At 54.3% G+C, this 17973-nt stretch carries 12 protein-coding genes and 2 pseudogenes; 5 read left to right on the top strand and 9 right to left on the bottom strand.

Translation table 11 applies throughout. The annotated features are described in order from the left end of the window. Positions 1-441 precede the first annotated feature (441 nt). On the top strand, positions 442-1443 hold the full coding sequence (locus CSQ89_RS00785) for an AI-2E family transporter (RefSeq protein WP_186293342.1): 1002 nt from the start codon (positions 442-444) through the stop codon (positions 1441-1443). Between the two features lie 154 nt (positions 1444-1597). Here CSQ89_RS00785 and CSQ89_RS00780 read toward each other — a convergent pair whose 3' ends face one another. Next, entirely contained in the window at positions 1598-2236 is a 639-nt protein-coding gene (locus CSQ89_RS00780; RefSeq protein ID WP_158228845.1) for an IS5 family transposase, read from the bottom strand. 477 nt (positions 2237-2713) lie between these two features. Continuing rightward, complete coding sequence (locus CSQ89_RS00775) at positions 2714-4528, bottom strand: phosphoenolpyruvate carboxykinase (GTP) (RefSeq protein WP_099404281.1); 1815 nt, start codon at positions 4526-4528, stop codon at positions 2714-2716. A gap of 296 nt (positions 4529-4824) precedes the next feature. Between CSQ89_RS00775 and CSQ89_RS00770 the strand changes: the two genes are divergently transcribed. The 3 genes from CSQ89_RS00770 (at position 4825) to CSQ89_RS23750 (ending at position 10944) form a co-directional block, all read left to right on the top strand. Next, the gene (locus tag CSQ89_RS00770) at positions 4825-7644 is read left to right on the top strand and encodes a TonB-dependent receptor domain-containing protein (RefSeq protein ID WP_099404280.1); all 2820 of its coding nucleotides are present in this window, start codon (positions 4825-4827) and stop codon (positions 7642-7644) included. 259 nt (positions 7645-7903) lie between these two features. Next, a complete protein-coding gene (locus CSQ89_RS00765) occupies positions 7904-10657 on the top strand; it encodes a TonB-dependent receptor plug domain-containing protein (protein ID WP_158228844.1) in 2754 nt (917 codons plus the stop codon). A 56-nt stretch (positions 10658-10713) separates the two neighbouring features. Then, positions 10714-10944 (top strand): DUF3299 domain-containing protein, encoded by a 231-nt coding sequence (locus CSQ89_RS23750; RefSeq protein WP_374701294.1) that lies wholly within the window; start codon positions 10714-10716, stop codon positions 10942-10944. Between the two features lie 8 nt (positions 10945-10952). Here CSQ89_RS23750 and CSQ89_RS00755 read toward each other — a convergent pair. The 6 genes and pseudogenes from CSQ89_RS00755 to CSQ89_RS00735 form a co-directional block, all read right to left on the bottom strand. Beyond that, positions 10953-11948: pseudogene (locus tag CSQ89_RS00755) on the bottom strand (GTP-binding protein). Continuing rightward, the gene (locus tag CSQ89_RS23640) at positions 11941-12168 is read right to left on the bottom strand and encodes a GTP-binding protein (RefSeq protein ID WP_308418099.1); all 228 of its coding nucleotides are present in this window, start codon (positions 12166-12168) and stop codon (positions 11941-11943) included. Before CSQ89_RS23640 ends, CSQ89_RS00755 begins: the two are co-directional and overlap by 8 nt. Next, on the bottom strand, positions 12155-12931 hold the full coding sequence (locus tag CSQ89_RS00750) for a metal ABC transporter permease (protein ID WP_199065104.1): 777 nt from the start codon (positions 12929-12931) through the stop codon (positions 12155-12157). The genes CSQ89_RS23640 and CSQ89_RS00750 overlap by 14 nt, the downstream gene beginning before the upstream one ends. Next, positions 12928-13830 carry a metal ABC transporter substrate-binding protein gene (locus CSQ89_RS00745; protein ID WP_099404288.1) on the bottom strand — a complete coding sequence of 301 codons (903 nt, stop codon included), beginning with the start codon at positions 13828-13830 and terminating at the stop codon, positions 12928-12930. Before CSQ89_RS00745 ends, CSQ89_RS00750 begins: the two co-directional genes overlap by 4 nt. Beyond that, positions 13820-14974, bottom strand: coding sequence for a hypothetical protein (locus CSQ89_RS00740; RefSeq protein WP_199065101.1), 1155 nt, complete (start codon positions 14972-14974; stop codon positions 13820-13822). The genes CSQ89_RS00745 and CSQ89_RS00740 overlap by 11 nt, the downstream gene beginning before the upstream one ends. After that, positions 14961-16220 (bottom strand): hypothetical protein, encoded by a 1260-nt coding sequence (locus CSQ89_RS00735; protein ID WP_099404277.1) that lies wholly within the window; start codon positions 16218-16220, stop codon positions 14961-14963. Before CSQ89_RS00735 ends, CSQ89_RS00740 begins: the two co-directional genes overlap by 14 nt. 368 nt (positions 16221-16588) lie before the next feature. Between CSQ89_RS00735 and CSQ89_RS23040 the strand changes: the two are divergent. Next, positions 16589-16798 (top strand): annotated as a pseudogene (locus CSQ89_RS23040) (hypothetical protein); the annotation flags it as partial. 303 nt (positions 16799-17101) lie between these two features. Here the strand turns inward: CSQ89_RS23040 and CSQ89_RS00725 are convergent. Next, positions 17102-17545, bottom strand: coding sequence for a hypothetical protein (locus tag CSQ89_RS00725; RefSeq protein WP_099404276.1), 444 nt, complete (start codon positions 17543-17545; stop codon positions 17102-17104). Between the last annotated feature and the right edge of the window lie 428 nt (positions 17546-17973).

The raw sequence follows: 17973 nt of genomic DNA, 5'->3' as shown, positions 1-17973 counted from the left end.
CCTACCATCGCCGACAAGCCCGTTGCTGTCGCCGCACCAAACGTGCTCAGCAAATAGTCGGTGTACAAATCGAGTTCTTTGTTCTTCATGGCGACAGGTTATCGTATGCACTGCGTAACATCAGTTATTGATTACGCCATCACGATGACTGTGTTCAGATAGTCATTCCCACCATCTCACTCACTGCCACTAAGTGTTAGGGTTTGTGATGGTGGGCGTAATATCGTTGGGCCAACCGATACGCGAGTCGATAGCTTTCAGGGCATCGAGCGTCAGGTTGGCCCATTCTGTTTTCAGCCTTAAACTGCAAAATCCGAGCGCAATCTATAGTAGGTCAGCGTCCATATAAAAATTGGCTTGTGCTGAAAAATTCACTGGCACGAAGTAGGCAAACACGCGCTCCCTTACCAATATCCCTACTTGCCGGAGCATCTCTCCATCATGCCTGCAAACCGTGCCGAACAAGCGTCCTGGCTGCTGGCCATCGCCACTCTCATTTTGGTCATTCAGTTGCATTTGTTATCGGCCTTGCTGGCTGGTCTGCTGGTGTATGAACTGGTCCATTTGGGTGCTCCGCTGCTGGGAAGCCGGCTCTCCACGCTCAGAGCCAAGCAGGTCACGGTGGTCCTGCTTGCAGTTGTTGTGGTGGGTGGCCTTATCCTTGGCGGCATGCTGACTGTCGGTTTTTTTCGCAGCGACACGGGCAATCTGGCGGTATTGGCGCAAAAGATGGCCGAGATCCTGGAGAATTCCCGTCGCTCGCTACCCGCATGGTTGCTGGATCTGCTGCCCAATAGCATTGAGGGCATCAAGGAGGCGGCAACCCATTGGCTGCGCGAGCACGCGGGCCAGGTGCAGCTGGTTGGCAAGGACGCAGGGGTGATGGTAGCCCATGTGTTAATCGGCCTGATTGTTGGTGCAATGCTGGCCCTTCGCGGGGTGGGCGAGCTCAGTCCGCAAAAGGCTTTGGCGGCTGCGCTATCAGAGCGCGCCGCGCGACTGGCCGACGCTTTTCGGCGCATTGTATTTGCCCAGCTGCGGATATCCGCAATCAATACGATTTTTACGGCGCTCTATCTGGCTGTGGCCTTGCCGCTGTTCAGCGTTCAACTGCCGCTGACCAAGACCATGATTGCGCTAACCTTCGTTGTTGGTCTGCTTCCGGTAGTCGGCAATCTGGTGTCGAATACCGTAATCGTGGTTGTCAGTCTGGCGCATTCGCCACAGGTTGCGGTTGCCTCGCTGGTGTTTCTGGTGATCGTGCACAAGCTTGAATACTTCCTCAATGCCCGCATCGTCGGTGCTAGGATCCGCGCCGAAGCATGGGAACTGCTGCTGGCAATGCTAACGATGGAAGCCGCTTTCGGCATCGCCGGCCTGGTCGCCGCGCCTATCTATTACGCCTACCTGAAGCAGGAGCTGGTGGACGCGGGGTTGGTGTGACCGGGCAGCTTGCCCTGGTGCAGTAAGTCAGCTGCGGCATGACGCAGGCACCCGTTCAGTGAGGCCGACGCGAGGCAGTCAGCAGGCAACCGAGGCTGTGTAAAAATGCGCCAGATCCTATGATTTCTAGGCTCTGTTGACGTTTTGCTGTGGTTCACCGGAGCCACAGCAACGTAGCGGCAAGGGTCAGCATCCCCATGAAATTGATCGCCTTTTTCTCGTATCGCATGGCGATGCGGCGAAAGTACTTGAGCTTGCCGAACAGGCACTCGATCACGTGGCGCTCCTTGTAATGCCACCAATCGCATGCTCGCGCCTCCTTACGGTTCGCTTTCGAAGGCATAACCGCCTTGATGCCTCGCGCTTCAAGCCACATCAGAAACGCATCCGAGTCATAAGCCTTATCCGCCAAACACGCACCAGCCGATAAACCCATCACCAGCGGGATCGCCTGACCGATATCGGCCGCCTGTCCACCGGTCAGGATGAATTTGATGGGCAGCCCGACGGCGTCTACCGCCGCGTGAATCTTGCAACTGAAACCGCCTCGTGACCGGCCCAACGCCTCCTCGTCGGCGCAACTTCGCGCGGCACCGGCCGCGCACGCATGAGCACGCGTCACCGTGCTGTCGATGGACACATCTTGCAAATCAGCTACTTTCGCTTGAAATGTGAGGAGCTGCTCCCACACGCCCAGCGCAGACCAGCGTGAAAACCGCTTGAAAACACTGTTCCAATTACCCCGATCTGCCGGCAGCGAGCGCCATTGCCCGCCCACCCGGGGAGGACCCACAGGACCGCCTCCATGAACCGGCGACAGGTCGCCGGCTGGCCACTGTGAATCCAGTCTATCGACCGGAGCTGTAGCGCGAGGGCAGACCACTCTGAATCGCTTAATCTTGTTCTGTATGGGGCGTTACATTGGCTCATCACGGCTGGGTAAAGCGCAGGATTTTACCCGCGTGCAATACGTCAACAGAGCCTAGGAAAATGACAACGCGACTGTATTTACCCAAGCTGCCACTGATGCTCAGCTTAGCCCTACGTTGATGTCTGCTTTTGGCTATCTGAGAGATTAGCAATGGGTGTCTTCATTCAGGTCAGAGACCTGCAGTACTTGCGCTATTTAAGATCCGTCCACATCCCAATACATGCTGTTTCTTTAATTTCTCTCGCAGATACTAAATCCACCAAAATCCATTCAAGCGCCAATATCTGACAAGAAAAAGCCACTCATTTGGGTGGCTTTTTCTTGCGCGCAGTGCGGTTATCAAACAGCCAGCGCCTTGCCCAGGCGAGCACGCTTGGCTGCCAAAGCTGCCGGCAGTCGATCGGCCAACTTGGCCAGCCATTCGTCGTGCAGCACCAATTCCTGGCGCCAAGTCTCTGCATCCAGCGTCATCAGCTTGTCGAACAAAGCTGAATCCATTTCTGCCATATCCGTCCAGTTGAGGTCTGCGTAGTTGGGAGCCCAACCCAGCAAGGTCTCGTTTGCCGCGGCCTGACCATTTACACGGCCCACCATCCATTCCAGCACACGCATGTTGTCGCCAAAACCGGGCCAGATGAACTTGCCATCCTCATCAACGCGAAACCAGTTCACACAGAAGATACGCGGGGCATGCTGTTTGACCTTCTCACCCATGCTGAGCCAGTGCTGGAAGTAATCGCCCATGTGATAACCGCAAAACGGCAGCATGGCGAAAGGATCGCGACGGGTTTGGCCTGTGGCCCCAACGGCAGCCGCAGTGGTTTCCGACCCCATGGTGGCCGCCATATACACACCGTCTTCCCACGTCTTGGCTTCGAAGACCAATGGTACGGTGGACGAACGCCGTCCGCCGAAAATAAAGGCAGATATCGGTACACCGGCTGGATCGTCCCAAGCGGCATCCAATGATGGGCACTGGGTTGCCGACACAGTAAAGCGGGCATTCGGATGGGCCGCCTTGGTACCGGAAGCCGGCGTCCAATCCTTACCTTGCCAGTCGGTCAGGTGCGCTGGCACTTCCTTGCTCATACCTTCCCACCACACATCGCCGTCATCGGTAAGGGCGACATTGGTGAAAATCACATTCTCGTGCAGCATGGCCATGGCATTCGGGTTGGACTTCACCGAAGTCCCAGGGGCAACACCAAAATAGCCATTTTCCGGGTTGATGGCATATAGCTTGCCATCAGCGCCGGGCTTGATCCAGGCGATATCGTCACCAACGGTCGTGACCTTCCAACCCGCATAGGTCTTGGGCGGAATCAGCATCGCAAAGTTGGTCTTGCCGCAAGCCGACGGAAATGCCGCCGCCACGTAATGCTTTTTACCTGCCGGGTTTTCCACGCCGAGAATCAACATATGTTCGGCCAACCAGCCTTGATCGCGCCCCATGGTGGAGGCGATGCGCAAGGCAAAGCACTTTTTGCCCAGTAAGGCATTGCCGCCATAGCCCGAACCGTAGGACCAGATCTCACGGGTTTCGGGGAAGTGGACAATGTACTTGGTGTCTTTGTTGCAAGGCCATGCCACATCAACCTGCCCATCAGCCAACGGCATACCCACGCTGTGTACGGCCGGCACAAAGGGCCTATCGCTGCCCAAGACATCGTAAACGGCGCGGCCCATGCGGGTCATGATGCGCATCGAAGCAACCACATAGGCTGAATCGGTGATTTCGATACCGATGTGGGCAATTGGCGAACCCAACGGCCCCATGCTGAACGGAATCACATACATCGTGCGGCCACGCATGCAACCGTCGAACAGGCCATTCAGGGTGGTGCGCATTTCTGCGGGGGCCATCCAATTGTTGTTCGGACCCGAATCCGCTTTTTCTTTCGAGCAGACATACGTCCGGTCCTCCACCCGAGCCACATCGCTGGGGTCAGAAAAGGCTGCATAGCTATTCCGGCGCTTGGCAGGATTCAGCTTTTTCAGCGTGCCTGCCGCTTCCATCTGTGCCAGCAGCATTTCGTTCTCTTCTGCCGAACCATCTACCCAATGTATGGCATTGGGTTTAGTCAGAGCGGCGATGTCGGCCACCCATTTGAGCAGGGCTTGGTGCTTGATATAGGCAGGGGGAGCGAACTGCATGCGATGTGATCTCTTTGGGCGGTGACGAAGAATAGGGCAGTCCTCAGTCGACAACTGCACGGCAATTCATTCTCGCAAAAATCTTTTCCTTAGTCGTTAAAAATGTAGTCACAGAAATAAAACTACAAAACAGGTATTCCAGTGAATTTGAATGTTGCGGCAAGGCTACACGTTTCCGATTTGCTTCAACTTGGCAATCAGCACTAACCCTAGCCCATGCTAGCGTAACAACGCTCATGTCCTTCGCATAGAAGGCCAGCTTGGCGCACAAAAATTACATCTGGGAATTACCAAAAATGCAGACAAAGAAACTGGCCGCCGCCATCGCAGCCATCGGCACCATTGCGACTAGCCATGCCGCAAATCCCGAAACACAAAAGGCTGAAAAAATCGTCATCACCGGTTCCAATATCAAACGCACATCGAAAGAAACCGCCATACCGGTGCAGATGATCACCAAGGAAAACATTGCAGCGACAGGCGCACTCACCTTAAAAGACGCGCTGGAATCCATGTCAGTCGCAACAGGGGGGCTGAGCGACCTTACGGGTGACAATTCATTTGCGGCAGGCGCATCGTCAACATCACTACGTAACCTTGGCACTTCATCGACTTTGATCTTGCTAAATGGCCGCCGGATTGCAACATTCGGTACGCCTGACTACGCCGAATCCGTTACCAACATCGATTCATTGCCGCTTGAAGTGATTGAACGGGTCGATATTCTCAAAAGTGGGGCATCGGCAATTTACGGTTCCGATGCTGTCGCCGGGGTAATCAACATTATTACCCGCAAGGACTACCAAGGGCTACAAGCCAAAGCAACTTATAGCAACTCAATTCAAAGAGGAGTGTTTGGATCCAAAAGCGCCAGCATCACCGGCGGAATCGGGGCTTTAGCCGAGGACCGCTACAACCTTATTTTCAATGCCGAGCTTTTCCAACGGGACGGCTCAAACTGGCGTGATGGGCTTGGTTACATCCATCCCGATGCCCGTCGCTACAATCCCAACATTGGCAGTGGCTCCAGCTATTCCTACCCCGGTAACCTGGAGGACAACGTCAACGGCAGCATCACACCGTTGCCAGGCTGCAAACCAGCAGCCAACGGCCTATGTATGTTCGACCGCTATACACGCTTCAATATGACACCCGATGCCAAGCGCGCCAACTTCCTGGTCTCGGGCACGCTGGATTTGGGAAATGGCTTGCAAGCCTATGGCGATATCACGTATTCCAAGATAAAAACCACCTATCTAAGTACCTATACCTACTGGGGCACTGGCGGTAGTACGTGGGCTGACCCTATGACCGGTCAGATCAAATACATGGATAAGACCGCGCCCCTACCAACCACGCATCCACTGAATACAACGGGTGATCTAGCTGGCTTACGTTACCGTTTTGCCGATTCAGACCCCAGCAATATAGCCGATGCAACACAGTACCGTGCGCTAGCTGGTTTAAAAGGCGTACTAGGCGATTACGACTGGGATGCAGCCTTGGGCCAGTTGGGTTCCAAAGCTACCAATACGCTACGCGGTAATTTCAGCGACGCCGGCTTTCGCAAACATATCGGTGACTACACCGCTGCGGTTAATGGTGGCGACCCATTATTCTTCAACCGCACTTACAAGATTGGCCAACCCAATAGCGCAGATGTGATCAGTGAGCTGTTCCCCAGCTACAGCTTTTTTGGCAAGACCAAAGTCAACTTTGTTGACGCCAAACTTTCGGGAGAATTGATGGAACTCCCGGCAGGTTCGCTGGGGTTTGCCACTGGGCTTGATATCCGCCACGAAACCTTGACGGTTGATACATCAGCCAATCTACGTGCAGGCGACATCGTCGGCTATGGATTTAGTGCCTCAGATTCATCTCGTACATTTGGCTCCATTTTTGGGGAGTTGAGTATCCCGGTCACAAAAGATCTCGAAGCACAGGTCGCAGCACGTATGGATAAATATCCACATCTGGACCCACATATTTCACCCAAGCTGGCGCTACGATATCAACCCCTCAAGACCCTGGTATTACGCGGCAGCATCGAAACCGGCTTTCGTGCGCCCAACCTATCAGAAAGTTCGCAGACCTTAAAAACCGCATTTGACTCTGCCAATGACCCAAAACGTTGTTCTGCTGCTACAGCCCTGGCTCAGGACCTGCTAGCACAGGCAGCAGCCCTACCGGCCAATGACCCACAGAAAACCGTGCTATCGGCCCGCGCCGATACAATTACGGGTTCGGAATGCAGTGCCGGCCTCTTCAGCAAGGTAACCAATAATCCAGATATCAAACCGGAAGAAAGCAAAAGTATCAGTTTTGGTTTTGTTTTCGAACCACTTCAAAACTTCAATATGAGCACTGACTATTGGCATATTGAACGTAAGAATGAAATCCGGATCGACAACTACGATGATTTGCTGAATCGAGAAGACTCCTTGGCACCGGGCATTATTACGCGTAAGCCGCTTACGGCAAACGACCGCTCCTTTACTTTGGCCGAACAAGCCCAGTACGGCGTTACGGCCGGCGCCCTCGAATCAATGATCAGCAAGTTCAAGAATGTCTCCAAAACCAAGACGCATGGTCTCGACTTCAATTTCACCCTGCGCAATAACTTCGACAGCATTGGCTTGCTGACCACAGAATTGAATGCGACCTATCTATTGGCGCTGTACAAATTCAGCGAAGGTAGAGATGGCTGGGGCGATAATCTTGCCGGCCGCTATGACACACCACGGTTGACTGCCGACATCACATTCAAACTCAAAAAAGGCGCCTTTTCAAATAGCATCCGTATTGCACACACCAGCGCTACGTCATTACAAAGAGATTTTGATGACCCAAGCTATACCATTGCAGATTGCCAGAAGAAGGGTATTCCCAAATACGACTGCAAAGTGGATAGCTTTTCAAGGGTTGACTATTCAGTCGCATACACGGGTGTTAAAAACTTGACGGCATCGTTATTCGTCAAAAACATATTCAACCGGCAACTGTTCGACCAACGCGCATGGGGCATTGATGGTAGCGGCATCACGCCACAAAAGCTTGAATTGGCGAATGTGATGGGCCGCAGGATAAACATAGGATTGGAATATAAATTTTTCTGAATACCGAATCTTTCCTCATTACAACCTTTCAATAAACTCAGCCCCCACTCCACCGGGGGCTTTTTTCATATCAGTTACAGCTCGAAAATATATACAATAAATTATATTTAATATAATTAAGTCGCTTTCAAGCAACAAAAATAATCGGTACTTAAAAATCCAGCCCTTTAATTCAATTTTCAAAATAGTATTTAATAATAGATTTTTGATGTAGAAGACTTAGGCTTTTCGCAATGGTTGTATGACAAAGGAAGTTGGCGTGAAAAAGAAGTACTTGGCAATCGCAGTTGCAACACTCAGTAGTACCGATTTGGCGTTTTCAGCAGAGGTCTCCCAAGCACAACGCGCTGAAAAAATAGAAATCACCGGCTCAAATATCAAACGTTTAAATAGGGAAACCCAGGCTCCTGTGCAGGTTATTCGTCGCGAAGAGATCAAGCAGACAGGCGCCAATACGCTGCGCCAGCTGCTCGATACGATTTCCGCGGCTGACCTCTCAGCCATCTCAGACGTCAATTCCGGCAAAAGTTTCGCCAGTGGCGCATCCGGCCTCGCGTTACGGGGCATGGGTAAAAGAGCCACGTTGACCCTGGTCAACGGCCGCCGTATTTCACACTACGCTTTGGCTGATGGCGCCAAAGAGAATTTCGTCAACATCGATACCATCCCTACCGAGGTGATTGATCGGGTCGAAATCCTCAAAGATGGGGCATCTGCCATTTACGGTTCCGACGCCATCGCCGGCGTAGTTAATATCATCACCCGTAAGACCTACTCTGGGTTGTCGGCCACAGCCAGCGCACAGCATGGTGTTGATAGGAATGTTGGCGCACAGCACACAGCCACGGTCACCGCCGGTACCGGCGATCTGGCAAAGGATGGCTATAACGTCTTTGGCCATCTCGATCTGTACCGTCGCGAGGGTTACACGCAGGCTGACATCCTTGGAGCCTATCCAGACTGGCATACCACTTACGTCAACCCTGCCCTTCGGCAACCGCATTCGACCTCCTATCCGGGCAACCTGTTTGACCCAGCCAACGGCGTAGCCCGCCAACCCATGTATAACTGCCCGGCTGCGCAGGTTATCGATGGGGCCTGCAAAATTTACCTTAACGAACAGATCGAAATAATCAGCCCTGCAAAGCGAGTCAACGTACACAGCGGTGCACGTTTTACGTTTAATCCCGACTTACGCGGCTTTGGCGAACTGAGCTATTCACGCACCCAGAACACCTACCGACTAGAACCGTATGCGTTCCGCTCCGCAATGGCGCCAGCCAAATGGCTCAATGGCCTGACTGGTGAAATCAATTCCATGGACTACCCCACGCTGGCCGTGGGCAACCCAGCCAATCCCTACACCTTCCCGGTCGGTATCGAATACCGGTTTATGGATGATGTCAGTCTCTTCAAACGCGATGTCACTTCGAACCAATACCGCTTGCTCGCCGGTTTAGAAGGCAGTGTGGGAAAATGGGACTGGAATGCCGCCGTGGGCCGTGTCGGCGCGGACACCGATTCCAGCGAGCGCGGCTCACCCAGTGCCCGTGAGCTGACCCGGCTCATCACCAGCGGGGAATATCGCATCGGCGAACGCAATAGCGACGAAGTCCTGGCGCGCCTGTTTCCCCACATCGGTATGACCGGCAATACCTACCAGAACTTTGTTGATGGCAAGATTTCCGGCGAAATCATGGACCTGCCCGCCGGGCCCCTCGCCATTGCGCTTGGGTTCGATTTGCGTGAAGAGTCGCTGAAAATCAGCTCGTCAGAAAACGTGCAACGCGCAGAAATCGTCAATCGCGGTGGGTTTACCGTCGATGGCCGTCGGCAACTCAGCGCGCTCTTTGCCGAACTGAACATTCCTGTCGTCAAAAACCTGGAAGTCTCCGCCGCCGCACGCTACGACAAAGCCGGCGCCAACGATCGTATCAGCCCCAAGGTGGGGTTCCGCTTTCACCCGGTTCGCAACCTGCTGCTCCGTGGTACCTATGCCGAAGGTTTTCGCGCACCCAATATTCCCGAACAAATGGCACAAGGCGGACTCACCGGCCGTTTCCACCGGCAGGAAGACCCCCGGCGCTGCGCTACCGCCACCGAGATTCGCAATGCATTACGCACCGGTAATGCCACCGATATCAACGATGCAAACCTCGCTTTCAACAGCGGTTGCAATGTGGAAATCCCTGTCATCATCACCGCCAACCCCGCGATTCAACCTGAAACATCGACCAGCAAATCGCTTGGCTTTGTGTTCGAGCCCAACCGGCACTTCAGCTTGGCAGCAGACTACTTCACTATCGAACGCAAGAATGAGATACGTAACCGCCTGCCGCCTTATGTGCTGAAAAACGAGGGCAAACCCAACTTTGAAACAGCGCTCGATCGCCAAGCAATTTCAGCAATGGACTTGTACTTTGCCCAACGAGCGTCTCAGCTCACCGGGCAGTCGTATACCTGGGATGTGGGTCAGGTCCAGCGTATGTCGCTACAGTACGAAAACCTGTTTCGCACACGCGTCTCCGGCATCGACATTGATGCCGACAGTCGCTTCAACCTGGCTTCTATCGGCCGCGTGGGGGTTGGGCTCGAAGCCACCTACATGATCAAGCATCAAACCTACGATGTTGAGGCCAATAAGTGGCAGGCCAATCTTATCGGCCGCTATGCCTACCCCCGGTTACGCGCAACGCTGAAGACCAGCTTGACGCGAGGGCCATGGTCCACGTCGCTGCGTTTTCACTATATGGCAGGTACAACGCTTTACAGTCTGTATGACGAGAACAGCTATAACCTTGATGGTTGTGCCAAGAAAGGCTACCCGGCGCAATACTGCAAGATTGGTTCGGACCTGCGTACTGACCTTACCGTCACCTATTCGGGCTTCAAAAACCTTACCGCAGGCATCAATGTGTTCAATCTGCTGGGGCGCGACTCTCCCGTCGATATGCGTAACGGGTTTATCTATCGCGATAGAGAGGTCAAACTGGCTATGGGTTACGAGTTCTGATTCAACCATCACATCAGGCGCAGCTAACAAAACCCTTCTGGCGTTGGTATACAAACTTGGCGTACCCCACCTGCCGCCTACGTTTGTGCATCTCGCCAGCTAGCGCAAGTCGGGAATGCTTGCTGGTGCCTTATTTCGGCACCTGCAATTCCTTCCCGCCACCCGCCAACCAGATAGTCCATGCGCTCGATATGAAGCCGAGCAAAGGCCTCCGGGCGACAGGTTTTGGTGAGCTGATAGCACAATGCACACGCAATGCCAGGACTCCTACAGGTGTCAGCCAGTGACTGCCACGCTAACTAGCAGTACGGGACCACGTCGGAAATAGATCGTCCAGCAGAGCAATAGATGATGTGAGGGCCTCTTCATCCGTCAGCAAGCAAGTATCAAAAGCGGCCGTCAACGCCACCTGATCCATGCCTATACCGATCAGTACGATTTCCTGACAGCGATCCCCGAACTCGGGGTCCCACTGTTCTCGGATAGTCGCGCGACTTCTGGGGTCGGAAGGCCATTCCTCCCGAGGTACTGCCGCCCACTAGGTTCCGACTCTTCCGTGATGCGAAACCGCACCAGCCTGGGACCAGCTTCCGACAAAATCCGGCCGGGTTGCCAGCCAGAAATAGCCTTTCGAACGCACTACACCTGGCCATTCACGGCAGATCAAATCCCACCATCGGCGTGGATGGAAAGGCCGGCGAGCACGATAGACAAAGCTACCGATACCATAAGTATCACTCTCTGAGATTTTCTCACTCCGCAAGGTGGCCAGCCAGCCTGGTGCGTTGGCGGCAGCATCAAAGTCGAAGAAGCCCGTATTGAGTACCGTATTCGATGGTACCTGGCCCATTTCGCTATGAACGATAAGGGCACGTGGGTTCAGTGAGGCCAGCATGCCTTCAAGCTGTGCCAGATCATTGCTGTTGATCAGATCTGTCTTGTTCAGAATCAGCACATCGCAGAACTCGATCTGTTCGATCAGCAAGTCGACCACAGTGCGATCATCCTCTTCACCCAGCGCCTCGCCACGTGTAGCCAGCAAGTCTTCGCTGCCATAGTCGCGCAGGAAATTGAAGGCATCAACCACGGTTACCATCGTGTCGAGGCGAGCAATATCGGACAAGCTTTGGCCAACCTCATCGCGGAAAGTAAAGGTCTCGGCTATTGGCAGCGGCTCGGAAATACCAGTCGATTCAATTAGCAGATAATCAAAGCGCCCTTCACTTGCCAGTTTGCCAATCTGCACAAGCAAGTCTTCCCGCAGCGTGCAGCAGATGCATCCGTTACTCATCTCGACCAGCCTCTCCTCCGACCGCGACAGCTGTGCCTCGCCCTCGCGCACCAAGCGGTGCATCAATATTCACCTCGGACATATCGTTGACGATAACCGCGACACGCAGGTTCTGGCGGTTGTTCAGCACGTGATTCAGCAGGGTTGTCTTGCCCGCGCCCAGAAAACCAGACAGCACCGTCACAGGCAAGCGGCCATCGACCAGTTCATTGAACATCATATGATTTTTCCTTTTTGCTTCGACTGTGCGTCCGGCATGACCCGATCGGATAGACCGCACTAAACGAGCCCGTCATCAGCAACATCAACACCACGCATGGACCACTGGGCCAATCTGCCCACAGCGACAACAGTAATCCGACCAAATAACCAACGCTGCCTAACACAAATGCCGGCCAAAGCCGCTCTCCAGGCACCGCCAGTACTGGTGCGATCAGGCTGGCAAATACCAGATAGACACCGGCCAGCGGCACAGACAGACTGACCAGTAATGCAAATACGGGATAGAACACCCAGGATCGCTCCAATGCTTGTGCACGCAGTCCCCCCACGGGCACCAACACAGCGGTGAGCACGGCCAGTGGCAGCAGCTGCGGCCAATCCACCCACAGCACATCTCCCGCCAACAGTCCTGCCAGACGTTGAGCACCATGGGGATCGGCACTGACCCACACCATGCCGAACGCCGCAGCCCCTACGTACACAAGGCCAATCAGCGCCTCACGCCGGGCGGGCCAGACATGGCTGAGCGTGGCAACCAGCGCAGCACCGAGCAATGACACCGCAGCCGCAAGCGCCGTCGCCAGCCAACCCGAGAGATTCAGCGTTGCGGCCAGTAACACGCCAAGGCCAGCCAACTGCGCAATCGCCAGATCGATGAATACGATGCCACGTTTTATGACCTGCCTACCCAGTGACACGTGACTGACAAGAATCAACAGTCCGCCGGCCAGGGGGGCGGCGATCAAAGTCAGATCGATCATGATGGCGTGCTCGCTGACAGCAACTGGTCGATCAGTCGTGTGAACCAGCCATCCAGCGTAGCAGCGGGCCCCTCAGACATGACGGTTGCAGGCAAGGCCAGCAGAGGTCGCCCGGTCTGGCGTGCCAGCCACTCGCCGGGTTGCGGGTTCTGATAACTGGTCTGCACCACGGCTAGGGGTAGCTCACTACGAACACGACTCAGCACCTGCTGTAAGTGGCCAGGACTAGGTGGCAAGCCGGGTTTGGGTTCCAGATCAGCACTCTGGCGTAAGCCTAGCCAGGCCCACAGATAGGCGAAGCTACTGTGCTGGGCAACTACCGGCTGGCCACGCAAACTGGCCGCACGGCTTTGCCAACCCGCCATCCGTTGCTGCCAGCGGTCGGCCCATTGCAGGTAGCGCTGCCGGTAGGCAGGTGCGCCGGTCGGATCAAGGTGTGCCAGGCGCTCGGCCAACGCCGCTGCCACTTCTTGCAGACGGTGTGGATCAAGATGTAGATGGGGGTTCCCCTCGGCATGGACGTCGCCATTGCTGCGATCCACCTGTTCGGGAATACCAATCAGCTTCACCTGCTCGGCTGCGAAGAACAGCCCTGGTTTGCCCATTTGCACAGCCGGGTTGGCGGCACGTTGTTGTAGCATCGGCAACCAACCGGCCTCCAGCGAAGCCCCGGTACACACAGCCAGATCCGCTCGCCGAAGCTGGCCGATCAGCGCTGGTCGCGCTTCAATATGATGGGGGTCTTGCAAAACATGGGTAGCGCTGCTGACTTCGGCATCGGGTGCCAATACACGTACCAGTGCTGCCCACTCCGGCTCACAGGCAAAAATTCTAAGCGGTTGGGCATGTGCCACCACCGTGGTGGCTGCAAATAGTGTCAGGAGACATTTAGAAACCATGCGCACCATGGGCTCCTAAGCTCATCACATAGTTGAGGCTGATGGTATTGCTGGCTTGTGCAAAACCACCTCGGTCCTGTTGCTGCGTCAATTGCAATCGAAGCGTAGAGAAATGCGAGGGCTTGTAGGCAAGCATGACACTGCGCTCTTCCAGCTGACCGGCATGGAAATGGTCGTCATGCGGCTCACGCACCTTCAGTGCGTCGGCACGAATGCCGGCTTCCCATTGTGGATGCCAGCGATAAACCAATGACAGATAGGCTGCGTTGTGTACATCGGCCGAGCTTGCAAACTTGTTCAAGCCAGTTACTCGGGCGTACTCCCCTGAAACACGCAACTGGCGCTCACGGTTGTTACCGTCTGGTGCCCACTTCCAAACACCATCGACCAAGTACAGGTTACGACCGGTGTAGCTGGCACCGTGGGTGTGTGCCTCACCAGCTACTCCCTCGGCGTGATCATGATGATGATCATGGGTTCCTTTCATCTCTCCCTGAAGCTGGTTACGTAACCAGGACAGCCCAAATTGCCAGCTCTGCGACCGGCCCAGATCACCGCCGAGACGAGCATTGAGCGTATAGGTGCCAATACGCTCGCGGGTACTGTTGGTGTGGTTCAATGTTTTGCCGCTGAATGCTTCGGCTCCCAGCTGTACCAAGAAGTCGCTGGGCGCAACCCAATTCAGTCGCATACCATCGTCGAAATAGTGCTGACCCAGAAAGGCGCGATACAGCAAGGGGCGCTCGCGGAAGTCGTCGGCATGAACATGCTGGCTATTCAGATAGCCGATCTGCGCTAGGAAGCGCCCACCGCGTATCTGTAAGCCTGCGGGCAAGCCTAGTGTCTCGATATAAGCCTCTTCGACTTCCAGTTCGGTCTTGCCTTCATGGCGGTGTAACGCGACAGCAGCCTGACCGCGGAAACGGTTATCGATATTGCCGCTGGCACCCAGCTCGGTGTGCCCCAACGCAAAACCACGCTCACGGCCACCAAGTACAATATCGCGACTGCTGAATCCGCCATCCAGCGTCAATGAAATATCCAGCGGTAGCCCGGCGTTTGCCTTGATTGCATCAGCAGCATGAACAGATAGGCACAGCAGCAGGTTGCCAGCCAACAGGGACAGGGATTTATTGTGCTTCACGGGGAATTCCTAGCCAGGTAAGACCCATCGGGGCGAAATTGAGGGCAACGCGGCTGTGGACAGCGGCACGCAGCGGATCCACAACGGTGATCTGACGGCCGGCTGGGTCTGCGACGTAGAGGAGATCACGCGCAAGATTGGCCGTAATCGATGGGAATGGCCTTGCCAATGGCATGGTGCTGACAACTGGCAAGACCGCGCGCTTTGTCCAGTTCGTCTTGGCATCCAACAGGTGCAGGTTGCCCAGGTCATCCAGCACCGCCAACGTCGTGCCCTGTCGATCAAAGTGAACACCGCGCTGGGTGCGGTCCCCGGCCCAGGCAATGGTCCGAATCTGGCTCGCCACAGGATCGATGTCGAACAGATAGCCCGGCGAAGCGATCCCTACAAAACTATTTGAAGCCTTGTGACCTGCGATCGTGCCGATGCGTACACCGGTCGCCATATCTGTTGGGTTGGCTAGCTTACGGGCACTGAATTGTTCGCCTTTCTGCTCGACAACCAGCACCCCGTCACTACAACCGAATGCGGTGTATCGCGTATTCGAGTAACTACCGTGCAATTCAGGACATGGCGTTTCAAAGCGCTGCACAAATTGGTAACCGTTGCTTTGGCGGCGATAGAGTTCCACCTGATTAGGCAGAGTGCCCGCACTGTTGGCGGGCCGGTAGGTGGTGAGTAGGAAATCACCGCGAGGCTCGGCCGTACCGTGCATCGATAAAGGTAACGTCAGGTTCGCTTCGCTGCGAGAGGCCAGAATGCTCGCGTCGCTAATCAGTTGAGCACCTGCTGGCGCATTACTGGCAACCAGACCATCCATGAATACCGCCGCCAGTTTGTCGTGAATCTCGTAATGCGTCGGGCGCACGCCGGTGATCTGGTAACTGAGCAAGCGGCTGGATTCACGATAGTCGTGCAAGTGATCAACATGATCCTCCTGCCAGATGCCCCCATCAACAAGCTGGATTTGGTCCTGTACACGCTGGATAGCCAGTGCATAGCGGCGCCCAGGACTCGCATACAGCGCGCTTGGGGCGTGAGCCAGAGGGTATGTCTGCACGACATTGCCGCTGTCGAGATCATAGACACGCAGTGTGGTCGCACCGCTCTCACTGATCGCCAAGCGGCCCGCGGTGTATGGGGATACCGACTTTTCCAGCAGTTTCGTCTTTTCACTCTTGCCCTGGCGGGTTTCGGAGTTACAGCCCGCAAGGAGGCCGGCCACTATGCATGCAAAGATCAGCACGCGTCTCAGTCGGTGGAGAGGTAATTGAAGCATTTGTATCGCTCAGCTATTTACGCAAGGAACGTTATAACATAACAAATTATGCTTGGCACGTTATAACATATCAATCACAAATTTTGTGTTCAGAGCGAATTCATGTGCTGGCACTCAGGCCATGGCGAAATGTGGGGAAGTTGCAGTTAGACCTGACAGCCTACATAGGGGAGGAACAGCGTTGTCCGTGGCGCTGCTAACCACATCTGCAGGGACCTTCGCCGCGATATATCCAACGAGGGCATCATAAATAAGCGCCTCTCAAAATATCAGGGTGGCATGGCATAGCACTTGAGTGGGAGTACCTACTTGATCCTAAGCCTGTAGACCCTGCGCAACTGTGTCAGTACCTTGCCGACTTCGTTGCTGCCTACAATTTTGCTCGTAGGCTCAAAAGCACCTAACGTGGTCACCCCTTACGAATACATCTGTCAAATCTGGATAACCGAGCCTGAAAGGTTCCAGGTTATCCAAACCAGCAATTGCCGGGACTGAACATTGTGTTCGACACAGCCTATCCAGGGAAAGATATAGGCAATATGTGAAGACGTTGGCGATTGGAGGCCAGTTGCTGTTCACTCCATGCAGGCACTGGGAGTGAGATAGTCGACTGCAAACCCGGCTAATTTGATGGCGAGCCGCTACAGGTAACCGCCAAGGCGTTGTAAGCCCCGCCAACGGTGGGCGGGGACGCCTTAATCCGCTATGGTTTTGGAGGCCCGATGAGTAACGAGAAAACATCACTGACATTGATTTCTAGCGGTGTCGACACTGCGCCTACGCCATTATTTGCCGGCCGGTCAGGGTAAAGCGTATTGCTTTACCCTGACCGGCCTAAGTGGAGGTTTTTACGAAATGATTCTTGTGGCGAATTTAATCTCGTCACATAACGGTTTCACGTCGGGTTGGCATGACGAAGTCGCGAGCTTTTTGATTCTGGCTACGGTACCTGGAGCGAGCGTCTGGTCGATATGCTTTAAGACGAACCGCTTTAATGGCGGGTTTTGCTCAATGCGTTCGGCAAGAAGGGGCAGCGTATCCCAATGTTCAATGAGTAGCCAAGCAATGCCATCCGAAAAGCGCTCACTAGTGCCACCTAAGTCACATTGGCCGTATTGGTTGAATGCGTACTCTAGCGTATCCCAGCTTTGGAGCTGATCAGTGAGCTTGTCGGCGATGATAGCTTGCTGATGCGTGCACGTTTTTTCCTGTGCCATAGATAGACAGGATAGCCCCATAAAGAGGACACAAAATAATGAATTTATTACGCGGTTGAAAGCGAGTTTTGACATGAATCTTTCCTTCCTTCTTTGTCTGCTTCCGCATAGCCGGAATGGCGAGACAGATTGGTTCAAGATGATATTCATCCGAATGACATTACGTTTCTCATGGGTTCAGTCATAGACGGAATGATTCTTCTCTAGGGGCCAGATTAATTACAATGGAATATTACCTTATTGTGTTTAAATGATTGCAAGCCGACCGGGATGTGAACTGGCTGCATACCAAGACAGGTGAACAAGTCAAAGATGCCAAGCGTGTCAATGCCGTTGAATATGTAATTTTTCACATGCTGTGCGTGTCCACTTACTAAGTACGACACTATGGGCGTCTGTGACTGACGTGATGTAGTGAAGGAGAGGAGGGGCTTCACCGCCAAGGTGCTTTATGGCTCGCGAACGACGATGGGGGGGGATTTTTGACCCGCGAGCGCTTTGGA

The sequence above is a fragment of the Chitinimonas sp. BJB300 genome, assembly GCF_002735695.1.
Lineage (GTDB): Bacteria > Pseudomonadota > Gammaproteobacteria > Burkholderiales > Chitinimonadaceae > Chitinimonas.
This window is presented reverse-complemented; position numbering and strand designations above follow the sequence as displayed.